Annotated in this window: 23 protein-coding genes; 20 read left to right on the forward strand and 3 right to left on the reverse strand. The window is 53.1% G+C overall.

Annotation, left to right across the window (positions count from 1 at the left end):
• Window positions 1–159 precede the first annotated feature (159 nt).
• The 9 genes from nusB to ACYVC2_RS28875 all read left to right on the forward strand — a co-directional run bounded on the left by nusB (window position 160) and on the right by ACYVC2_RS28875 (window position 8,089).
• Window positions 160–1,296, forward strand: coding sequence for a transcription antitermination factor NusB (nusB, locus tag ACYVC2_RS28835; protein WP_461108521.1), 1,137 nt, complete (start codon window positions 160–162; stop codon window positions 1,294–1,296).
• Window positions 1,297–1,387: 91 nt separating this feature from the next.
• Window positions 1,388–1,690, forward strand: coding sequence for a YtxH domain-containing protein (locus ACYVC2_RS28840; protein ID WP_461108523.1), 303 nt, complete (start codon window positions 1,388–1,390; stop codon window positions 1,688–1,690).
• 70 nt (window positions 1,691–1,760) lie between these two features.
• Window positions 1,761–2,213 (forward strand): DUF1573 domain-containing protein, encoded by a 453-nt coding sequence (locus ACYVC2_RS28845; protein WP_461108525.1) that lies wholly within the window; start codon window positions 1,761–1,763, stop codon window positions 2,211–2,213.
• 12 nt (window positions 2,214–2,225) lie between these two features.
• Window positions 2,226–2,555 (forward strand): preprotein translocase subunit YajC, encoded by a 330-nt coding sequence (yajC, locus tag ACYVC2_RS28850; RefSeq protein WP_461108527.1) that lies wholly within the window; start codon window positions 2,226–2,228, stop codon window positions 2,553–2,555.
• A gap of 7 nt (window positions 2,556–2,562) precedes the next feature.
• Window positions 2,563–3,291, forward strand: a complete 729-nt coding sequence (locus ACYVC2_RS28855; RefSeq protein WP_461108529.1) for a hypothetical protein — start codon at window positions 2,563–2,565, stop codon at window positions 3,289–3,291.
• Window positions 3,292–3,353: 62 nt separating this feature from the next.
• Window positions 3,354–3,971, forward strand: coding sequence for a dephospho-CoA kinase (gene coaE / locus ACYVC2_RS28860; protein WP_461108531.1), 618 nt, complete (start codon window positions 3,354–3,356; stop codon window positions 3,969–3,971).
• Window positions 3,972–4,142: 171 nt separating this feature from the next.
• Window positions 4,143–5,810, forward strand: coding sequence for an amidase (locus ACYVC2_RS28865; RefSeq protein ID WP_461108533.1), 1,668 nt, complete (start codon window positions 4,143–4,145; stop codon window positions 5,808–5,810).
• Window positions 5,811–5,903: 93 nt separating this feature from the next.
• Window positions 5,904–6,482, forward strand: coding sequence for a DUF4136 domain-containing protein (locus tag ACYVC2_RS28870; RefSeq protein ID WP_461108535.1), 579 nt, complete (start codon window positions 5,904–5,906; stop codon window positions 6,480–6,482).
• Window positions 6,483–6,733: 251 nt separating this feature from the next.
• Window positions 6,734–8,089, forward strand: coding sequence for an OmpA family protein (locus tag ACYVC2_RS28875; RefSeq protein ID WP_461108537.1), 1,356 nt, complete (start codon window positions 6,734–6,736; stop codon window positions 8,087–8,089).
• A 64-nt stretch (window positions 8,090–8,153) separates the two neighbouring features.
• Here the strand turns inward: ACYVC2_RS28875 and ACYVC2_RS28880 are convergent, their stop codons facing one another.
• A complete protein-coding gene (locus tag ACYVC2_RS28880; RefSeq protein ID WP_461108539.1) occupies window positions 8,154–9,062 on the reverse strand; it encodes a nucleotidyltransferase family protein in 909 nt (302 codons plus the stop codon).
• Between the two features lie 270 nt (window positions 9,063–9,332).
• Between ACYVC2_RS28880 and ACYVC2_RS28885 the strand changes: the two genes are divergently transcribed.
• From ACYVC2_RS28885 to ACYVC2_RS28920, 8 genes are all read left to right on the forward strand, one after another.
• On the forward strand, window positions 9,333–10,490 hold the full coding sequence (locus tag ACYVC2_RS28885; RefSeq protein ID WP_461108541.1) for a homogentisate 1,2-dioxygenase: 1,158 nt from the start codon (window positions 9,333–9,335) through the stop codon (window positions 10,488–10,490).
• A gap of 41 nt (window positions 10,491–10,531) precedes the next feature.
• Window positions 10,532–11,653, forward strand: a complete 1,122-nt coding sequence (gene hppD / locus ACYVC2_RS28890; protein WP_461108543.1) for a 4-hydroxyphenylpyruvate dioxygenase — start codon at window positions 10,532–10,534, stop codon at window positions 11,651–11,653.
• Window positions 11,654–11,729: 76 nt separating this feature from the next.
• Complete coding sequence (phhA, locus tag ACYVC2_RS28895; protein ID WP_461109726.1) at window positions 11,730–12,464, forward strand: phenylalanine 4-monooxygenase; 735 nt, start codon at window positions 11,730–11,732, stop codon at window positions 12,462–12,464.
• Window positions 12,465–12,548: 84 nt separating this feature from the next.
• Window positions 12,549–12,986: a MarR family winged helix-turn-helix transcriptional regulator gene (locus tag ACYVC2_RS28900; RefSeq protein ID WP_461108545.1), complete on the forward strand. Its 438-nt coding sequence runs from the start codon at window positions 12,549–12,551 to the stop codon at window positions 12,984–12,986.
• 29 nt (window positions 12,987–13,015) lie between these two features.
• Window positions 13,016–14,206 (forward strand): fumarylacetoacetase, encoded by a 1,191-nt coding sequence (fahA, locus tag ACYVC2_RS28905; RefSeq protein ID WP_461108547.1) that lies wholly within the window; start codon window positions 13,016–13,018, stop codon window positions 14,204–14,206.
• Between the two features lie 41 nt (window positions 14,207–14,247).
• Complete coding sequence (locus ACYVC2_RS28910; protein WP_461108549.1) at window positions 14,248–14,736, forward strand: DUF6452 family protein; 489 nt, start codon at window positions 14,248–14,250, stop codon at window positions 14,734–14,736.
• The gene (locus ACYVC2_RS28915) at window positions 14,733–15,395 is read left to right on the forward strand and encodes a hypothetical protein (protein WP_461108551.1); all 663 of its coding nucleotides are present in this window, start codon (window positions 14,733–14,735) and stop codon (window positions 15,393–15,395) included. Before ACYVC2_RS28910 ends, ACYVC2_RS28915 begins: the two co-directional genes overlap by 4 nt.
• Window positions 15,379–16,275, forward strand: a complete 897-nt coding sequence (locus tag ACYVC2_RS28920) for a flavin reductase family protein (protein ID WP_461108553.1) — start codon at window positions 15,379–15,381, stop codon at window positions 16,273–16,275. The genes ACYVC2_RS28915 and ACYVC2_RS28920 overlap by 17 nt, the downstream gene beginning before the upstream one ends.
• Before the next feature lie 6 nt (window positions 16,276–16,281).
• On the opposite strand, the gene ACYVC2_RS28925 is transcribed toward ACYVC2_RS28920, so the two are convergent.
• The gene (locus tag ACYVC2_RS28925; RefSeq protein WP_461108555.1) at window positions 16,282–17,289 is read right to left on the reverse strand and encodes an AraC family transcriptional regulator; all 1,008 of its coding nucleotides are present in this window, start codon (window positions 17,287–17,289) and stop codon (window positions 16,282–16,284) included.
• A gap of 151 nt (window positions 17,290–17,440) precedes the next feature.
• Here ACYVC2_RS28925 and ACYVC2_RS28930 point away from each other — a divergent pair, with 151 nt between their 5' ends.
• The 3 genes from ACYVC2_RS28930 to ACYVC2_RS28940 all read left to right on the forward strand — a co-directional run bounded on the left by ACYVC2_RS28930 (window position 17,441) and on the right by ACYVC2_RS28940 (window position 19,543).
• Window positions 17,441–17,989, forward strand: coding sequence for a nuclear transport factor 2 family protein (locus ACYVC2_RS28930; RefSeq protein ID WP_461108557.1), 549 nt, complete (start codon window positions 17,441–17,443; stop codon window positions 17,987–17,989).
• Between the two features lie 133 nt (window positions 17,990–18,122).
• Window positions 18,123–19,058: a sugar phosphate isomerase/epimerase family protein gene (locus tag ACYVC2_RS28935; protein WP_461108559.1), complete on the forward strand. Its 936-nt coding sequence runs from the start codon at window positions 18,123–18,125 to the stop codon at window positions 19,056–19,058.
• Between the two features lie 71 nt (window positions 19,059–19,129).
• A complete protein-coding gene (locus ACYVC2_RS28940) occupies window positions 19,130–19,543 on the forward strand; it encodes a hypothetical protein (protein WP_461108561.1) in 414 nt (137 codons plus the stop codon).
• 45 nt (window positions 19,544–19,588) lie between these two features.
• On the opposite strand, the gene ACYVC2_RS28945 is transcribed toward ACYVC2_RS28940, so the two are convergent.
• Window positions 19,589–21,013: a glycoside hydrolase family 125 protein gene (locus ACYVC2_RS28945; RefSeq protein ID WP_461108563.1), complete on the reverse strand. Its 1,425-nt coding sequence runs from the start codon at window positions 21,011–21,013 to the stop codon at window positions 19,589–19,591.

Raw genomic sequence — 21,013 nt, forward strand, 5'->3', positions numbered from 1 at the left:
CGCCACCCCTTGCCTTTCTCCCACGCCCTTACCCCTCTGCCCTTGCCCCTTTCCCCGAAATTCCGTATTTTTGCCTTCTAATTCAGTCAGTTCTTTTTCATATCGGTAGATTTTAGATTTAGGCGGATGCTCAACAGGCGATTACTCCGAATAAAGGTCATGCAGGCGTTGTACGCGTTGAGGCAGGCCGAATTTTCCAATCAACAATTGGCCATCGATGGCATTAACGACCTCTTCCAGCCCGACCTAAATTCGATGGAACCGCAGAACAAGCGGCAACTCGAAGGCTACCGAAAACTCGCCGGTCTGCTGTTCGAAGAAGCGGTCAAAACCAACCAGCCCGCCCGCGATGAAGACGCCCCGACGAAAGTCCTCAAAGCAGCTAACGATGGGTTTCTGTTCTACCAGAGCCGGGCGAAAAAAGACCGTCAGCACCTGGCCCAGATGATGATCAAGCAGGTCAACGGTATCTACGACGACTATCTGCGGGTGATGCTCTTACTGGTCGAACTGGGCCATGCCGCCCGGATCGACCGCGAGCGCCGATACCGCGACGTCGACGAGATACCCTTCCCGTTCGAATCGGATCTGAACGACAACACGGTTGTGAAGGCACTGGCGGCTCACCAGCCCCTACAAAACGAAGCCCTTCGACACGGCATTTCCTGGACCGACGATCTGGGGTTTGTTCGGAAAGCGCTGCGCGAAGCCCTGAAAACCGACGACACCTACAGGGCCTATTGCGAACAAAAAACACATACGGCCGACGAAGACCAGACGCTGGCTCAGTATATTTTACGGACGCTCATCTTCAAACATGAGGTTATTCGCGATCATCTGGCCGAAATCGATTTGAGCTGGACTGAAAACAGTGAGGTGGTGCGTGGCCTGGCCATTCGCACCCTGAAATCAGTGCAGGGCCCAACGGGCTTACAATTGGAGCCTTTGACCGACGACTGGGAAGAAGACGAACTGTTTCTGAACACACTCTTCGAAAAATCGCTCGATAACCACGCTGACTACGAACAGTTGCTGGCCGACCAGTTGCAGAACTGGGACGTTGAGCGGGTGGCTTTTCTCGACAAGATCATCCTGACGCTGGCCGTTTGCGAATTGCTGAACTTCCCAAACATTCCGGTCAAGGTAACGATTAATGAATATATCGAACTGGCAAAAGCGTACAGTACGCCCAAAAGCGGTAAATTTGTGAACGGAATTCTGGATAATCTGGCCGAGAAATTACAGGCCTCGGGTCGGTTGCGCAAAAGCGGCCGCGGATTGCTAGACAATAAATAAAAGGGTTTGTAGTTGGTGATAATAGCGTTTACACGTTCTTTTGGTCGCCAGACGATACACACGAACAACAAACCACAAACAGTTTTTAACCATGAGCAGACTTGGACGTGACTTAACTTTTATGCTGACCGGACTTGCTGTAGGTTCCGCGTTTGGCCTGTTATACGCACCCGACAAAGGAAAGATTACCCGCGACCGGCTTTCCTTCCGGCTGTCGAAATACCGGGAACAAATCAATCAGTTGCTGGAAGAGTTGAGCAACTCGACGGATCAGCCCGAAAATTCATCGAAAAACGAAGGACAACGGGTTGTGAACGACGCCCGCGAAAAAGCGGAGAAGCTGCTCGAAGATGTGGATCGCCTGATGGCCCAGATCAAACAGCAGAACGCCTGATCGATCGCATTAAAAAGTGAATTGGTCATGGTCGAAAACCATTGCCAATTCACTTCGAACTATATCGACAATGCACCTTAAAAACTGGCTGTTTACAGCCGTCGTACTTGGCATCGGTTCGGGGCAGCTTAGCTGCGATAATCGGCAACAGGGGCAGAACGCCCGGGCTACCGCATCGGCCAAACGGCCTATCATTACTTTTGCCGAGAAAGGAATTTATGACTTCGGGACGCTCACCGAAGGTGATACGGTCGAGCACGTCTTTACCTTCACCAATACCGGCGAGTTCCCTCTGATTATCAACAACGTAACTGCTTCGTGTGGTTGCACTACCCCCGACTGGCCGCACGAACCGGTGGCACCGGGGGCTAAATCGTCGGTGAAGGTACGCTTCAATAGCCGGGGCAAAATGGGTGAACAAAACAAAACGATTACCATTTTTGCCAATACTGAACCCGCTATGACCGACCTGCAGTTTAAGGCGATGGTCACTGCCAGCGCCGATTCAACCAAACATTCATAAATCGACCGAACTATGTATTCCCTTTTACTACAGGCCCCAGCCGGTTCCAATACCTCCATGATTTACAACGTGCTGTTGTGGGTAGGTATCATCGGTATTTTTTATTTCTTCATGATCCGTCCGCAGCAGAAGAAGCAAAAGGACCAGAAGAGCTTTGTCGATAACCTCAAAAAAGGGGATAACGTGGTCACCATCGGTGGGCTGCATGGCCGGATCGCTTCCGTCGAAGGAACCACGGTCACGCTGGAAGTTGACCGCGGGGTTAAAATGACCTTCGAGAAAACATCGATCTCGCGCGAAGCGACCGTTAAACCAGCCGAAGTCGAGAAGTCGGAGAAATAGTCAGCGAGTGAACTCAACGCCGGATAGTCGATCATTTCAGCCAACCAAAGCCCTGCTTTGCCTGGGAGCAGCCGCGCTGTTCTGGCTCCTGAGCGCGCTCAACAAACCCGGTTATACCCTGAATGTCGAATATCCGATCCGTTTTGTTTACAACGACTCGCTTTATATACCAACCACGCCCCTCCCCCGAACCGTACAGGTTAATGTGTCGGGCGATGGTTGGGGATTGCTCCGGCATTCCTGGCTTCCTTTTCGGGGCGAACCGGTCAATTATGTCGTAAAACGACCATTGGAGGCATCGGTTATTAATACGGCCTCGCTGGCGGCTTCTCTGGCCGAGCAGATCAAAAAGCTCCACGTCAATTACGTGGTGGCCGATACACTGGACATTCACTTCGAACGCCGGCTGTCGAAAACAATCCGCCTGATTCCCGATAGCCTGCACATCAATCTGGCTCCGCGCTACATGGTGTCGAGCGTGATCAATCTGACGCCCCGCACGATTCAGGTGGAAGGGCCGACGCGCCTGGTCCGGGGGCTGCCCGATACGCTCTGGGTGCGAATTCCGCGCAAACGGATTATCGATAATTACGACGAAGAACTGCCATTGAACCAGCTTCGGCATCCGTTGCTGCATGCCAGCGCCGATCGTGTTGCGGTAAGTTTTGAAGTCGGCGAACTGTTGTCGCCACTTCCCACGGATACCGCTCCAACTCCGCAAAAAGCAAAACAGTAACCTGATCGCTGAACAGGCCAGATAGACTATCGGTTGCCTGTTCATTCATTCGCTCATTCACGATGATTCCACTGCAAATTGGTGTTACTGGGGGCATTGGCGCCGGAAAAAGCATTGTCTGTAAAATTTTCCAGGCACTGGGCATTCCCGTCTACGAAGCCGATGAGCGGGCTAAATGGCTCACCGAGCATGACCCGATTCTGAAAGCCGATATCAGGCGGGTGCTGGGTCAAAACGCCTATGATCCGGCGGGGCACTATAACCGGGCCTGGGTAGCTTCTCAGGTTTTCGCCGACCCCGTACTGTTGCAGCAACTCAACGGTGTCATTCATCCGCGGGTCCTGAGCGATACCGACGCCTGGGTCCGTGAACATACCGATAAACCTTACGTCGTTAAAGAAGCAGCGCTGATGCGGGCCGCCGGCGATGGCAATTCGCTGGATAAAGTCGTGGTGGTGCAGGCTCCCCTCGCCATCCGGATCGAGCGCATTCACAAACGCGATCCTCACCGCTCCGAAGCCGAAATCCTGAACATTATCAGTCGTCAGGTAAGCGACGAAGCACGGCTACAAATTGCCGACTATGTCATTGAAAATGATGAGCGCCAGTTACTTCTACCCCAGGTGCTCCAGCTACACGAGGCATTTTTAGCCAGCCGATTAAATTCAGCCAATCAATAGAGCAGGCTTAGTTTTTATTGAAAGTCAATGCCAGGATAATCGACCGCCCCACTTGCAATTCGCCAGGTGGGGCTTATTTTTGAGAAAAGCGTTTTTCGGGAGCGATCCCTGCTTTTTCTCTGTATTCCATTCATCGACAAACGTATTGGTACAGCCTGACTCCTTCATCCCATGAAACAGTTTTCGCTATTTTTTACGGCCTGCGCCGGTAGTTTTCTCCTCGGAGCTTTCTGCATGAGCGATGATGCGAAAAAGCCGCTCACCGCCGATATGGTCGAAGTGGCCGCGCGAGTCATCGGTCTGGATTTTACGCCTGTCGAGCGCGATTCGATGCTCGACAACCTCAACAACGCTCGCAATGACTACGACGAGCTGCGGAAAATCGATCTGCCAAACGAGGTGGCTCCGGCGTTGTATTTCAACCCGCTGCCGACCGGTTTTACCATGCCGACGGGGCCATCGTCGTTTAAAGCCTCGCCAGCGGGCAAAGTTAGTTTACCAGCCAACCGCGACGAGCTGGCGTTTTATACCGTCGGTCAGTTGGGCGAACTGATTCGTACCAGACAAATTTCATCGGTCGAGCTGACGCAGTTTTTCCTGAATCGGTTGAAAACCTACGCACCGAAATTACATAGCGTCATCACCCTGACCGACGAGCTGGCACTCAGCCAGGCCAAACGCGCCGATGCCGAACTGAAAGCCGGCAAATACCGGGGACCGCTGCACGGTATACCCTACGGTGCCAAGGATTTGCTGGCCAAGAAAGGCTACAAAACAACCTGGGGTGCCGAGCCATACAAGGATCAGACCATCGACATGGACGCTACTGTGATTCAGAAGCTCGAAGCAGCAGGTGCTGTACTGTGCGCCAAAATGTCGCTCGGTGCTTTGGCGATGGGCGACGTCTGGTACGATGGCATGACGCGCAACCCCTGGAATCTGAACGCGGGCTCCAGCGGTTCGTCGGCCGGGTCGGCATCGAGCGTGGCGGCTGGTCTGCTGCCGTTCGCCATCGGGACCGAAACCCTCGGTTCGATCGTTTCACCCTCGACGGTTTGCGGTACCACGGGCCTCAGGCCGACGTTTGGGCGAGTAAGTCGGCACGGTGCGATGGCCCTTAGCTGGAGCATGGACAAAATTGGTCCCATTGCCCGGACGGTTGAGGATTGTGCGCTGGTTTTCAACGCCATCTACGGCCCCGATGGCAATGACCTGACCGTGATGGCGGCTCCGTTCCGCTATACGCCCGCAAGTTCATTGAAAGGCATGCGCATCGGTTACGTAAAAAAAGCGTTCGAGAGTAACTACGCGAACCGGGCCAATGACTCGCTAACCTTACAGACGCTCCGTACGCTGGGAGCCGAACTGGTACCGTTCGATTTGCCGACGGGCGTTCCGTCCAACCGCATCTCGTTCGTGCTGGGAGCCGAAGCGGCCGCGGCCTTCGACGAGCTGACCCGTTCGGGGCGCGACGACCTGCTGGTTCGGCAGGGGAAAGGAGCCTGGCCTAATCGGTTTCGATCGTCGCGGTTTGTACCCGCCGTCGAGTATATTCAGGCCAACCGGGCTCGTACGAAACTGATCAACGAGATGAACAAGCAGTTGAAAGCGGCCAGGATCGATGTGTATATTTCACCCGCTTATGCCGGCGGCAACCTGACCCTGACCAACCTGACGGGTCATCCGTGCGTGGTTTTGCCCAACGGATTCACTAAACAGAACACGCCCACCAGCATCACGTTTATGGGGCAACTGTTTGAAGAAGGCAAGCTCCTGTCCGTAGCCAAAGCGTATCAGGACGCTACGCAATGGCACAAAAAACATCCTGTGCTTCAGTAAGGGACCGGATCATTATAGTCACGTTAAATAGACCGCCCAATCGAACCTTCATATTATCTGCCCGTTTAGTAGTAAACTCAACTACTAAAGGTTATGAAACGATTATTAATCATTTTTGGCCTACTGGCCACTGGCTATGCCTGTTCGCCCCGCGTGGCGGTCGACAGCAATAGCCGCACCGATTTTAGTAAATACAAGACATTCACCTGGATGGATTCAGACGTGAAGGCCGGTCAAAACCCCGCTTTCTATAATCAACTGGCTACAGAAAGCGTCGAAAATACGATGGCGAATGTATTAAAGGAGAAAGGACTGACCCAGCGCGAAGCAAAACCTGACCTGCTGGTCGGCTATCACTTTTTTGTGGAAAACAAAACCCGGACGGTAGCGAATCCAACTTCTCCGTATTATGGCTATGGACCCTATATGGGCTGGGGACGCTGGGGCTACCAGGGTTGGGGACCTGGCTGGTGGGGCTGGGGCGGTACTCAGTACACCCAGGAGCAATATAAAGAAGGGACATTAATTGTCGATATGGTCGATGCCCGTACACACAAGCTGGTCTGGCGCGGTTCGGTCGAAAACGCTGTAACTGATCCGGCCCGTATTACGGCCCAGCTTACCAAAGAAGTCGAGCGAATTGTTTCGAAATTTCCCGAACGCACCAGCTAGGACCGAACTGCTTTGACCCCGAAAATCCCCGCTTTGCTTACGATAAGCAAAGCGGGGATTTTCATTTAAGGCTGATCGCTTAACCATGCGGAGGCTTCTTACGTGAATCCGTGCCTGTGACGAAACCGGCTAAGCGCGTCTAACGGCTTGTCGTTGTTTCGAGCGTAGCTGTCCTGATCGTTCCGGCAGAAAGCACATGGCAGGCGCATCGATACATCCCCTAACAATTCACGTTTAAACTCCGATTCTGTATGGCGGTGAATCTATTGACCTTAGCCCAAAGTTACCTCAACGAGGAAGTCGTGAGCCAGGTCAGCAGCAGGCTGGGAGAAACTCAGCAAAATACCCGAAAAGCGTTTGGCGAAGCGTTGCCCGCTGTACTGGGTAGCCTCCTGCACAAATCGTCGGAGCCCGGTGGCAATGGCTTACTGGTGGATATGGTCGACGAAGTCATGTCGCCAAACCGCATAGCTGGCGAAGTCATTATGCCCACCGGTGGTATAGCCGGCTACTTAAGCAGCTTGCTGACCAGTGAAACCCAGTCGAATAAACTCCTGTCGATGGGCGCTAACATTACACGCAACTTATTTGGCGATAAAGTAAATATGGTTGCGGCTATCATTGCCTCTCATAGTGGGGTCAAACCTTCGTCGGCATCGTCGCTGATGAATCTATCCGGACCGCTGCTACTCAGTTTGCTCGGCAAGAAAGCTAGCGAAGAAGGTCCTGGTCTGTCGGCAGCAGCGGGTTTACTGAGCAGCCAACTGCCGTATATACAGGCAGCTATGTCGCCGGAGTTAAGCGTCAAGTTAAGCAGCCTTCCGGGCTTCGCGTTTCTGGGTGGTTATGCAGGTCCGAAAAAGACCTCCGTTCGCTTATCGCCCACCTACACCCACGAAGTAGATCGTTCATCGGGTGGTAGTAATCGCTGGTTACCATGGATACTGCTGGTTCTGGGCTTGCTACTTCTGCTTTATTTTCTGCGCTCGTGCGATAAGTCGGACAGAGAAACGGCTACGGCCAGCTTGCAGACGGCCGCAGACAGCACTTCTTTGGCAATCAGCACCGCAGCCGATTCGGTAGACAGCAAAGCAACCGCGGCTCTGGATTCGGCAGGTGGCGAACTGGCCGATATCACCGCGAAGTTAGGCACGTTCTTCAAGCGGAAACTTCCCTCGGGCTACGAACTGAACATTCCGGAATTTGGCATTGAGAACAAGCTGGTCAAGTTCATGGAAGACAAGAGTAAACCCGTCGACAAAACAACCTGGTTCAACTTCGACCGACTCCTGTTCGAAACGGGCAAATCGACCCTGAAGCCTTCGTCGCAGGAGCAGTTGACCAACATCGCCTATATTCTGAAAGAATACCCGAACGTGCATATCATACTTGGTGGCTACACCGATAATACCGGCAGTGCAGCTGTGAACAAAAAGCTATCGCAGGAGCGCGCCGAATCGGTTATGGATCAGCTGGTTAAGCTAGGCGTTGATCGGTCGCGACTGGAAGCGGAAGGGTACGGTCAGGAACATCCGGTGGCTTCCAACGATACCGAAGCCGGGCGTGCCGAAAACCGCCGGATCGCCATTCGGGTAACGAAGAAGTAAGGCTGATTCCTGATCCTGTCAACCTCCCGAAAGTTATGGGCTTTCGGGAGGTTTTTTGTTTATACTACCACAGTTTTTCCGGGTAAGCCCCTTCGTCGTGCAATTGCTTCAGAGCGGCCTGAACCGTTGGTTTATCAGCCGGGTAAGTTACCCCAAACCAGGCCGACCGGCTGCGAAATACTTTACAGTGTCCCGTATCGGTCTCAATCAGGTTGGTCATTACAGTTGGAATGTAAAACTCCGCCTTGGGCGAGTCGATGTTCGCCGTAGCGTAGCTCTCGAACTGGTGGAGTACGAGCGGAAACACGCTGGGTTTGAATCCCCAGAAGTTCATTGAAACGGGCGTATCGGGCGATAAAGGCGTTAGTTCATCGCCTTCTTCGTACACAATTTTAGGCCCTCCCCCATTCGCCGTCTCGTAAATTTTCGTTCGCTCGATGACCGATATCAGGTTACCGTTCTCGGCCACTTCGCAAACCCCTCTCGACACCGAACCATTTTCCGACAGGGTATTTTTTACTTCGTACCCGACCATGGCATGAAGTTGATCGTCGGTATCGGTTTTAAGAAAATCGCTGATCAGCTGGAACGCTTCGAATCCGTAAAAATCATCGGCATTGATCACGGCAAAGGGCGTATGCGTATGGTTCTTAGCGCATAGCATCGCGTGGCCCGTTCCCCAGGGTTTGGTTCGCCGTACTTCACCGAGTTCAGCCGGGACGTACGAATTGAGTGCCTGAATGGCGTAATCGACCTCAATTTTCCCGGCTAATTTCTGCCCGAATACCTCTTCAAAATCGGCCCGGAGTTCTTCCCGGATAATGAAAACGACTTTGCCGAAACCGGCCCGGATCGCGTCAAAAAGAGAATAGTCGATGATCGTTTCGCCATGTGGCCCAAACTGATCGAGTTGTTTAACACCACCATATCGGCTGCCCATACCAGCGGCCAGAATCAGAAGAGTAGGTTGCATTTTCGTCGTTAGTCAACAGTTGATCGTGGTTCCAGGGCCACGGATTGCCTAATAAATACCGGCAGAATTACCCGGCAAACCTTGTGTGGCCAAAATTAGAAAAAAGGGACTGAGCTACCTATTTATCCTGCTCTTAAACCTTTAGGAGTGATCTTATCGCCGTTAAAGAAAATTTATTATAAACAATATACAATTTTATAAAGTTGTCGTTATAATTGTATGCTAAGCAATAATTGTCTTAACAAATAATACAATTAGCCGTAGACGACCATGCCTTTCTACCATACACTCGGGCAGATTCCACCCAAACGGCACACACAGTTTGCCAAACCCGACGGTGGCTTATATTACGAACAGTTGTTTGGAACCATCGGCTTTGAGGGTATGGCTTCCTTGCTGTACCACGTACATCGCCCGACGATGGTGCGTGACGTACTGGGCAGTAAAGATGTCACACCGAAATTGGCGGTAACGACGTCTATGCTCTCGCGCAAGCTCATCGGGTTTAGTCTGGAAGCTGCCGACGATTTTCTGGATAGCCGGGTGCCGCTATTGGTTAACAACGATCTGGTTTTTGGGTTGGCGGCCCCCCGACAGTCGCTTACGGCGTACTTCTATAAAAATGCCGATGCCGACGAGCTGCTGTTTGTGCACCGGGGTTCGGGGAAGCTGCGGACACTGTTTGGCACGATTCCATTTCAATACGGTGATTATCTGATCATCCCGCGCGGGATGATTTACCAGATCGACTTCGATACGACCGACAACCGACTCTTATACCTGGAATCGCACGCACCCATCTACACGCCGAAGCGCTACCGGAATCACTTTGGGCAACTGCTCGAACATGCGCCTTTCTGCGAGCGTGACATCATCCGCCCGCGCGACCTGGAAACCCACGACGAAAGGGGTGATTTTCTGCTGAAAATCAAGAAGCAGGGTTTCCTGCATTCGGTGGTGTATGCCGCTCATCCGTTCGACGTGGTAGGTTGGGATGGCTATAATTACCCGTATGGTTTCTCGATTTTCAATTTTGAACCCATTACGGGCCGCGTTCACCAACCGCCCCCGGTGCACCAGACATTTCAGACCGATGCTTTTGTAATATGCTCGTTCGTGCCCCGCCTGTTCGATTATCATCCGAAGGCAATTCCGGCACCTTATAACCACTCGAATATCGATTCTGACGAAGTCATTTATTACGTCGATGGCGATTTCATGAGTCGTAATGATATCGCGCCGGGACACGTAACCTTACATCCGGGTGGTATTCCGCACGGACCGGCGCCGGGTGCGATGGAACGAAGCATCGGCAAGAAAGAAACGCAGGAATACGCCGTGATGGTCGACACGTTCCGGCCGCTGATGCTGACCGAGCAGGCCCTGGCAATTGACGACGGGAAGTACTATAAATCGTGGCTGGAATAGCGCATGTGGGTAAGTAAAACACAACATCAATAAACACGGTCATGGAAGCAGTAGAAGTTTTGGAACCAGTCGCAGCGGATTTTCTGCCCCTGAATGGCACGGATTATCTGGAACTGTACGTAGGCAATGCCCGGCAGTCGGCGCATTATTTTCAGACGGCGTTTGGCTTTCAGCCACTGGCTCATGCCGGCCTGTCTACCGGTCTGCGCGACCGGGAATCATACGTGGTCGAGCAGGGTAAAATCCGGCTCGTACTGACCTCGCCTTTGTATTCGACCAGCGACATCGGCCAGCACATCGATCAGCACGGCGATGGCGTTCGGATCATTGCGCTTTGGGTCGACGATGCCACGCATGCCTTTGACGAGACCGTCCGCCGGGGTGCGCGGGCGTACATGGAGCCAACCCGTTCGCAGGATGAACAAGGGTATGTGATGCGCTCGGGCATCCATACTTACGGCGACACGATCCATGTGTTTGTGGAGCGCAGTGCGTACGAGGGCATTTTTCTACCCGGATACGAACCGTGGCATCCTGAATACCGCCCGTCCGATGCAGGCCTACGCTATATTGACCATATGGTCGGCAATGTGGGCTGGCACGAAATGAACCACTGGATGGACTTTTATCACGACGTAATGGGTTTCCAGCAGTTGGTTTCCTTCGACGATAAAGACATTTCTACGGAGTACACGGCCCTCATGAGCAAGGTCATGAGCAACGGAAATGGCCGGGTGAAATTTCCGATCAACGAACCGGCCGAGGGGAAAAAGAAGTCGCAGATCGAAGAATACCTGGATTTTTACGGTGGTCCCGGCGTACAGCATATTGCCGTAGCCACCAACGATATTGTTGAAACGGTGCTGACCTTGCGCAGTCGGGGGGTCGAGTTTCTGAGCGTGCCAGACACTTATTACGATCAGTTGGCTGACCGGATTGGCCCGATCGATGAGGAGATCACCGCCCTGCGTTCGCTGGGGATTCTGGCCGACCGCGACGAAGAAGGCTACCTCCTCCAGATTTTCACCAAGCCGGTCTGTCCACGGCCGACCCTGTTCTTTGAAATCATTCAGCGCAAAGGGGCTCGCTCGTTTGGCAAAGGCAATTTTAAAGCCCTTTTCGAAGCCATCGAACGCGAGCAGGCGCTACGCGGAACCCTCTAACAATGAACAATGGATAATGAATAATGTAGAAAGCCAGGCTGCTCATCGTGCATTATTCATTATCCATTTCTCACCCATGAACCAGACCTACTCCCGCTATACGACCGACGATCAGGCTGTATGGCAGCTATTGTTTGAGCGACAGATGGCGCAGTTGCCCGGCAAAGCCAGTCAGGCTTACCTGGATGGGATTCGGGCGACGGGTTTCGAAGCCGATCGCATTCCGGATTTCGAGCGTGATCTGAATCCACGCCTGCGTCAGTTGACGGGCTGGCGCGTTTGCGCGGTTGAAGGACTCATTCCGAACCGGGCGTTTTTCGAGCTGATGGCGAACCGCAATTTTCCGGCAACCACCTGGCTACGCCGACGCGACCAGCTCGATTATTTACCCGAGCCGGACATGTTTCACGACACCTTTGGCCACGTACCGATGCTGTCGAATCAGGCTTTTTGCGATTTTCTGGCCGCACTGAGCCAGATTGCCCTGCGACATATCGACAGTGAAGACGCCATTGCCATGATTTCGCGGCTTTACTGGTACACTGTCGAGTTCGGTCTGATTCGGGAGCAGGGTCAGCTACGGATTTACGGCGGAGGCATTCTATCGTCGGTCGGTGAAACCACCTATAGTCTGTTCAGTCAGGAACCGAAGCGGTTGCCATACTCGGTTGAAACGCTGCTCAGAACCCCGTACATTATCGATCATTTTCAGGAGCAGTATTTTGTAATCGATTCCTACGAACAGTTGTATGAATCGATTCCCCGGATTGAAGCAACCTTAGAAGAACAGCTGCTAATGAACAATGGATAATGAATAATGAATAATTTTGATGTGCCGACTGGATTATAGTCGATCCCAGTTGTTCATTTTCCATTATCCCTTGGTCTTCACATCGTGACGCATCCCTCTGATACACGTGCTTATTTTTTCAAGATTGACACCACAATCAAAAAGATTCGGAATGCCCTGCAAAAGCAGTTTACCGATGCGGGCTTCGATTTAACGGTGGATCAATGGGTTGTCATCGATCATCTTTACCGAAACCCGGGTATCAGCCAGAATACTATCTCGGAGATGACGACGAAAGACGCGCCGACGGTTACCCGAATCATCGACCTGCTCTCGCAGAAAGGCCTGACCGAACGGCGCATGGCCGATTCGGATCGGCGTAAGTTTCTGGTTTATCTGACCGAAGCTGGCGAAGCCAAATATCACGAAGTACTCCCGGTGGTTTCTGCCATGCGACGCAAAGGCTGGGGCGATTTAAGCGACGAAGATTACCAACATTTTGTCAGGATTATGGATTCTATTTACACTAATATCAGTGAATAGTCTTTGCGGGCTCCCGGCCACAATCCATTATGTACGGTATTTTCAGTTACGATAGCTCGACCCCCCGCGTCGGTTTCAAACACGGCAAGACCATCCTCGACCTCGAAGTAGTTGGTTTGCTGGGGTATTTCAATGACCTGGATATCGACGCTGCGGTCTTTACCCGGTCGGTCTTAAACCCGTTTATCGCACTGGGCAAAGAAAGCCACCGGGCTGTTCGGCAGCGCATCGACGAATTGCTGATAAACGATGCAAATGCTCTCGCCGGTGTCCATGACCAGGTACTGATTCAGGGGTCGCGGGCGCAGATGCACCTACCCGTACGCATTGGCGATTATACCGACTTCTACGCGGGTATTCACCACGCCGAAAACGTAGGACGCATGTTTCGTGCAGCCACCAGCGATCCGCTGTTGCCCAACTACCGGCACATGCCGATCGCGTACCACGGCCGGGCGTCGTCGATTGTCGTGTCCGGTACGCCCATTCGTCGGCCCAATGGTCAGTTTCCGGGGCCTGACAAACAGCTTGTTTTTGGCCCGACTCAGGCCCTGGATTTTGAACTCGAACTGGGGCTGATCGTCAGCAGGAATTCGTCTATCGGCGAGCCGGTTTCCGTGACCGATGCCGAAGATTATATTTTCGGCGTTACGCTGTTTAACGACTGGTCGGCGCGGGACATACAGCGCTGGGAGTATCAACCCCTTGGCCCCTTCCTGGGAAAAAACTTTGCTTCCAGCATCTCGGGCTGGGTCGTACCATTCGATGAACTGGAGCCATTCCGTACGACGGGCGCTCCGCAGGACCCGACGCCCCTACCCTATCTGCAGACGGACGGCTCCCGCCATTTTACCATCGAGCTGGAAGTATGGCTTCACCCCGTCGATGGCGAAGAAATCTGCATTTGCCGAACCAATGCCCGAAACCTGTACTGGAGCTTTGCGCAGATGATTGCCCACCACACCGTTGGCGGCTGCAATCTGGTAATCGGCGATGTGCTGGCTACCGGCACCATATCGGGCGAAACACCCGGCAGTTACGGCTCCCTGCTCGAATTAAGCTGGAACGGCGAACGGCCTCTACATCTGTCTCCGAATGTAAGTCGCAAGTTTCTGGCGGATGGCGATACGGTTACGTTTCGCGGTTGGGGGTTTCTGAACGGCATCCGGGTCGATCTGGGGGAAGTGTCGGGAGAAATAACAGCAGCGTTCCAACGGTAAGCGGGGGTTAGGGGTTAGGAATATAGCTATTCCCTTACACCATGCGCTGTTCCTTTCGATTATTCGGCCTCATCGGTAGTCTGACTACCTTCATTACGGCCTGTCAGAACTGCGGCCCTTCGGCAGAGCCCACGCTTCAACTCAATGTAGCATGGGCGACTCCGGGACGACTCGATACGATTTATGCGCTCGGAAGCCACGGCCGGCAATTCAGCCAACCCTACTCAACGACGTCCGTAGCGTCTGATGGCCAGTTCTTCCTGCCTATCAATCTGAATACCGACACCAGTCAGTATGTGTTCCGGCAAAATGGCCGACAGGATACGTTAACCGTTTTTTACCGACGCAACTATTCGTACCGAAGCAAGAGCTGTGGCTATGTAATTGACCTTACCGCGCCGTCGGGCCAGTCAGCGAGGGTCAGCCGGGGGCGCATCGAAGCCGTTGGCTATGAACAGAATAATTACCAGACAGGCCTCCCTTCGACGGGAACCCGTGAGACCGGCATCTTCGTATCACTGCGCTTATGAAAACGGCCTGGAGTTTTGTGGCGCTTACGCTGCTGACAGGTTTCACCGTTTCTGGGCAAACCGCCCGCCCGGTTTTAGTCGGCTTTGATATCCTTAAGCCCGTTCTTTCGCTGGCAACGCCCAATCGGCCCGCTTTCCGGCTGCTCGAAGCATCGGTCAAACTACCACAAACGAACCGGTACTTCTCCATAACAGTGGGTTACGGACTGTTCCGCTCCGATACGATTTACCGCAATATTTTGCTGGATACGCGAGGCTATTACCTAAAGGCAGGCCGTGAAACGATCCGGTCAAGTGGATGGGTTGTGGGCTGGAACGGACTGATCGCTACTTGTCACGAAAGCGGCACCTATTCGTTTCGGGGACCAGTTTTTGGCGATTATGTAGCGCCAATTCCTGAACGGAGTCGACTGGCGGTCGGTCTGGAGGGCGTAGCTGGTTATCAAACGCGATTGAGTCAGTCGCTTCAGCTACGCCTATCCGGACGCATCACGACGGCTGTGCTGTTTGGGTCCAAGCCCAGCGATATGCCGGCTTATTTTGTTCCGGGTATGGGGCTCACCGCGGGTGATCCTGTCGTGTATACCGTTGGTCTTGGCGTACATTTGTTTTATCAACTTCAGTCCCATTCGACGGCCACTCATGACAAAAACCCTTGATCCCCACGATGTACAGCCCAGTGAGTTTTACCGATACATGGTCGGCACCATTGGTCCGCGCCCGATTGCTTTCGCCAGCACGATCGATGCACAGGGCAATGTCAATCTGAGCCCGTTCAGCTTTTTCAACATGTTCGGTTACAATCCACCGACGCTGGTCTTCGCCCCGACGATCAATCGCCACGGTCACAAAAAACATACCTTACTGAATCTCGAAGAAGTGGGTGAAGTGGTGATCAACGTCGTCGATTACGCCATGGTCGAGCAGATCTCGCTGGCAAGTGCCGAGTTTGACCGAGGGGTCGATGAATTTGAAAAAGCCGGATTCACCGCGCTGCCCTCCGCCCAGGTCCGGCCGCCACGAGTGGCCGAATCGCCAGCCGCTTTCGAATGCCTTGTCAGACAGATAATTCCGACTAATACCGCCAATGCACCCGGCGCCGGTACGCTGATCATCTGCCAAGTGGTGATGGCCCATTTTCACGAGACTATCTTTACCGAAACGGGCGCTATCGATCCGCACCGGCTTGATCTGGTTGGGCGTCTGGGAGCCGACTGGTATTGCCGGGCTCATGGGGATGCGCTCTTCGAAGTGGCCCGTCCGCAGGTTGGTATTGGTGTCGACCGGATCCCTCCTTCGATCCGGAACAGTGCTATCTTATCCGGCAACGATCTGGGTAAGCTGGGAAGTTTTCCAGCCCTGCCGACTGCCCACGAGATAACCGCCTACCGGGCGTCGGGCGTGCTGAACGAGCTATTCGACGAAGCGCAGAATGGCTGTCAGTATTTACCCGATCTGCTCCACCTACGGGCCAAACAATTGCTGGCCCTACGGAAGGTGCGTGAAGCCTGGCTGACGTTGCTGCAAACGCAGGCGTAATTAGCATCAGCTTTTTTGGTAACTGACTGGCGGGCGGCCCGTCCACCGCTTAAACGCCCGGCTAAAAGCGCTCAACTCATTGTAACCGAGCAGATACGATATTTCCTTGATCGGATATTTTCCGGACTCCAGGTAGTGCAGCGCCAGCGATTTCCGGATTGAATCGGCCAGTTGCTGATACGTTACCCCTTCGTCCTGTAGTTTTCGTTGAAGACTACGTGAACTGGTGTTAAAATTAGCCGCGATTTCTTCCAGCGTCGGAACACCCAGATAAGCATTGGCGACAAGAAAACTCAAAATCCGTTCTTTCAGCGCAGGGGTCACCACAGACGCCTTACTCAGGCTGGATGCTTTCTGGAGCAGCATCTGCTGCCACTCATAATTGGCCGTTAAAATGGGTTCATCCCAGTAACGGGCATCGAACACTAGGGCATACTCGCCTGTATTTTCCGTTGGAGCACACCGAAGCACACGCCCATATTCGGGCATGCTCGTTGCGTCGTAGGGCAGCAGAACCGTTTCGGGGCTAATTTTTTCGAGCAACAGCCCGTCGACTTCATGCAGGACGAAAGCCATCGACAAATCGAGCATCTGGCGTTGCGCAACCGGCGCTTCGGCGGACCGGTCGGTATAAGGGATAAACCGGATTGTGAAAAACTGGCTGGACCGATCAATTTCCATCTCGAACAAGTCCGTTAGCAAATGAATGAATTGAGTAGCCTGCGTCAGCGCATGGCCCACTGTCTGACTGGTTTGTACAATCTGCCCCACAATACCCAGTGCCGCTAATTGAAGCGACTCCCCCAAGTGCAGGCCAAACAACGGATCATGACTTAATCGACTCGCGTTGCGCCAGAGTTCATCGAACTGCCGCGCAGTCAAAGGATCATGCGTACGTTGCTTCACCCCCTCCAGTTCGATACCCGATAGTTGACACAGGTGCTCGGGGGAGAGATCGCGCTGAGCTGCATAGGCCAGCAGATTCCCGACAAAAAGCAGTTGATAGTCGTCCATGTTTCAAAGTTTAGCCGAAGGTAAGCTGATTCTTTCCCGGTTTTACCTCGTGGCGCAAAGTGGTAACTGATTGGCGTATCGGGGTAAAACCCACCACACACCCCAGCGCTAGTTTTGCATCAACCAAACGCTGGTCATCAGCTCCCAACACATGAAAAATCCGTCAGTACGCCAATTGTTCTCGGCCATTGCTTTCTCCGCGCTACTCCTTCTCAATCATCACGGTCAGGCCCAACCCCGGCAGGAATCTATCGCGAAAACCCATTTTCAATCCGTTATAAACCAATCTAAATCGACAATCATGGACAGTCAGGCAGCACAAACCGTCAGAACCTTTTTGACCGCTGTACAACAGGGAAATCAGCAAACGTTAGCGGCATTGATCCACCCGGATATCGTCTGGAATCAGCCGGGAACGAACCGATTTTCGGGGAAGAAAACCTCCAGTACCGCTGTTTTTCAAATGGTGGGCGGTATGTTCGAAGCGACGGCCAACACCCTGAGTCTGGCCGACATTAAACAACTAACTGTCAACGGCAACCAAGTCGCCTGTCTGGTGCAGTGGAAAGCGGCACAGCCCGGTGGAGGAGTGCTGGATGTTAACAACATCGATGTCTATACCGTCGAAAACGGTAAGATCGTAGCCGCAACGGTGTATTCGGAAGACATTGAACAGGAAGATTATTTCTGGGGTAAATAGGGCTTAAAGATCGGTCCGTTCAGCGATTAGACCCGGCTTGCCACGGTTTAGAACCATGCAAGCCGGGTCTAATCGCTGAATTAATCCATAAAACGTCGATATTGTAGGAAAATTAGCCCCAACCTTTATCGTCATGAAATCGCTGTCACGCCGTGTTTTTCTGCAATCTTCGGCTATTATGGCGGGGAGCGCACTCACGGCTACTACGTTTCCAAATTCCCAAACGTCGCAAAAATCGCTTCGGCTCGGCGGACCTATTTTCCTGAAAAGTGATGATCCCGAAGAACTGGCTCGTGAGCATCGGCGACTACGTTACAGCGCGGCTTATGTACCGACGGTAGACCTGAAAGACACGGACAAGATCAGCGCGATCCGGAAAGCGTTTGCGGCTCAGAACGTGATCATTGCCGAAGTCGGTGCCTGGGTGAACATGCTTGATCAGGATGCCGAAAAACGCCGTAAAAACCTGGCCTATGTGACCGACCGGCTGGCGCTGGCCGAGGCCGTTGGTGCGCTCACCTGCGTCAATATCGCGGGTTCCTACAACCCAACGCACTGGGATGGCCCCGACGCCCGCAACCTGACGCAGGATTATTTCGATGCCACGGTCGAGAACTGCCGCAAGGTCATCGACGCCGTTAAGCCAAAACGGGCTAAGTTCGCGCTGGAAATGATGGGCTGGAGTCCGCCCGACGGAGCGGACTCGTACCTGAAATACATTAAAGCTATCGACCGGCCGGCCTTTGGTGCCCACATCGACATTGCCAATATCATCAATACCCCAACGCGCTATTACGCCAACACCGCGCTGATCAACGATACCTTCCGGAAATTAGGCCGCTGGATTGTGTCGTCTCACGCCAAGGATATTTATGGCAAAGACGGCCACTTCGCCGAAACGATGCCTGGTCGGGGCAGTCTGGACTACGTAGCGTACATCCGCAACGTGACCGCTTTACCGCAGGAAGTGCCCCTGTTGCTGGAGCATTTACGCACGGCTGAAGAATACGACGAGGCCCGTCAGTATGTCATCGGCCAGGCCGACAAAGCCCAGATTCAGCTGGCCTGACTGATAACATACTGCCACGCAACTTTTACGGACAATATGCATCTTATGCCAAACCATAAATCCATTCCAGTATGCCAATCAAACCATTATTCGCAGCCCTTTTCCTGCTGGTTGTAACGCTCGCAACCGTAAGGGCGCAAACGGCAACAGCACAAACTGATACGTTAAAGACCGTTGTCGGCAAATGGTCGGGAACGTATACGGGTGATTCATCGGGAAAATTTGAACTGGTCATCAATCAGGACGCGAGCCAGAAGTTGGCCGGACAGGTCATTATGCTACCGGCCGATGGCAGTCGATACCCGATCACGTTAAAATCGATTTCCTGGAAGAATGGTCAATTAAAGGCCGCGTATACTGACCCACAAGAAGGCGATGACGTAAACTTTACAGGAACCTATACGAATCCAGACCTGGAAGGCACCTGGAAAGCAGACGAAGGACAATCGACCGGGACCTGGCAGTTAACCCGCCTAGACCCGTAACGAATTCACACTTGTCCTCAACCCGACCGTCGAGGAATTTTTCGCTTAAACCTTACTTAGCAGATGCGGGCGTTCGGCGGCTACTTTCAGAATAAGTTCACCGAATAAGGTGTTGGCCCAGGCAAACCACTTGCGGGTAAATTTAGTCGGATCATCCTTATCGAACGATTCGTGCATGAAGCCCGTACCCGCGTGAGTTTTCTTCAGTTGACGCAGTTGCGCCAGAATTTCCTGATCGTCCGTCGAGGTCAGCGCCCGCATGGTCAGGCTCATGGTCCAGATGTTGTTTACCAGGGTATGCGGACTGCCGACGCCTTCGGCAGCTTTGCCTTTGAAGAAATAGGGGTTGTCGGCACTGAGAACAAACCGTCGGGTATTCTGGTAGATTGGATCGCTGGTCGTACAGGCACCCAGGTACGGCAGCGACAGCAGGTTCGGTACATTGGCATCGTCCTGAAGCAGGTGATTCCCGTAGCCATCAACTTCCAGCGCGTACAGTTTTCCATACTTTGGATGGGTGTAAATGGCGTATTTTTTCAGAGCGGTTTCTACTTCGCTGGCCAGCGCCCGGCAGTCGGTCGCAAAGGCAGGCTCAGGATGGAGTTGATCGATCATCGTTGCTAGTTGCCGGAAAGAAACCACCGCAAACCAGTTCGAAGAGACCAGGAACGGGAAGACCGTCGCATCGTCGGATGGACGAAAAATGCTGTTAATCAAGCCAATCGGGCGCGTAGGATTGCCGTAGCCATCACCCGGTACGGTATCCGTCGACCAGGAAGTCGTCCGGCTGAAATGGTACGGTCCGCGGCTGGTTTTACGTTGCTGCTCCCGGCAAGTTTTCAGCGCCAATCGCATAGCTTCTACCCAGTCGGCATCAAACGGGCTGGTATCGCCCGTGGTTTTCCAGTAATGATAAGCCAGTCGAATAGGATAGCAGAGCGAGTCGAGCTCCCATTTCCGTTCGTGGAGCCCTGGCTTCATATCGGTTATGTCTTTTTTCCACTCCCCTTCTTTGGTAGCATCTGCATAGAAGGCATTCGCGTACGGGTCCCGGCGAATACACAACGCCTGTCGACGAATGACGCCCGCGATCAGTTGCCGCAGGGCGGCATCCTGTTTGATCAAGGGCAAATAAGGCCAGACCTGCGCCGTACTGTCGCGCAGCCACATGGCATCGATATCGCCCGTAATGACGAAGGTATCGGGTTTGCCATCAGTCATTTTAAACTGAACGGTGGTATCGAGCGTGTTCGGAAAGCAATTTTCGAAGAGCCAGGCTAGTTCGGGATCACGGATGGTCTTATGCATCCGCTCGATGGTTTGCTCAACGGCCTGACTGGTAAACTTTCGCTGCCCGACCGCGGTCCGTACCACGGGGAAACTGGAATCAGATGCCAACCCAGTCAGGTGATTATGCCAAATAAAGCCGGCGCCGATGGCCGACTGCTGAATAAAACGACGACGATTCAT

It is taken from the genome of Spirosoma koreense (assembly GCF_054777875.1).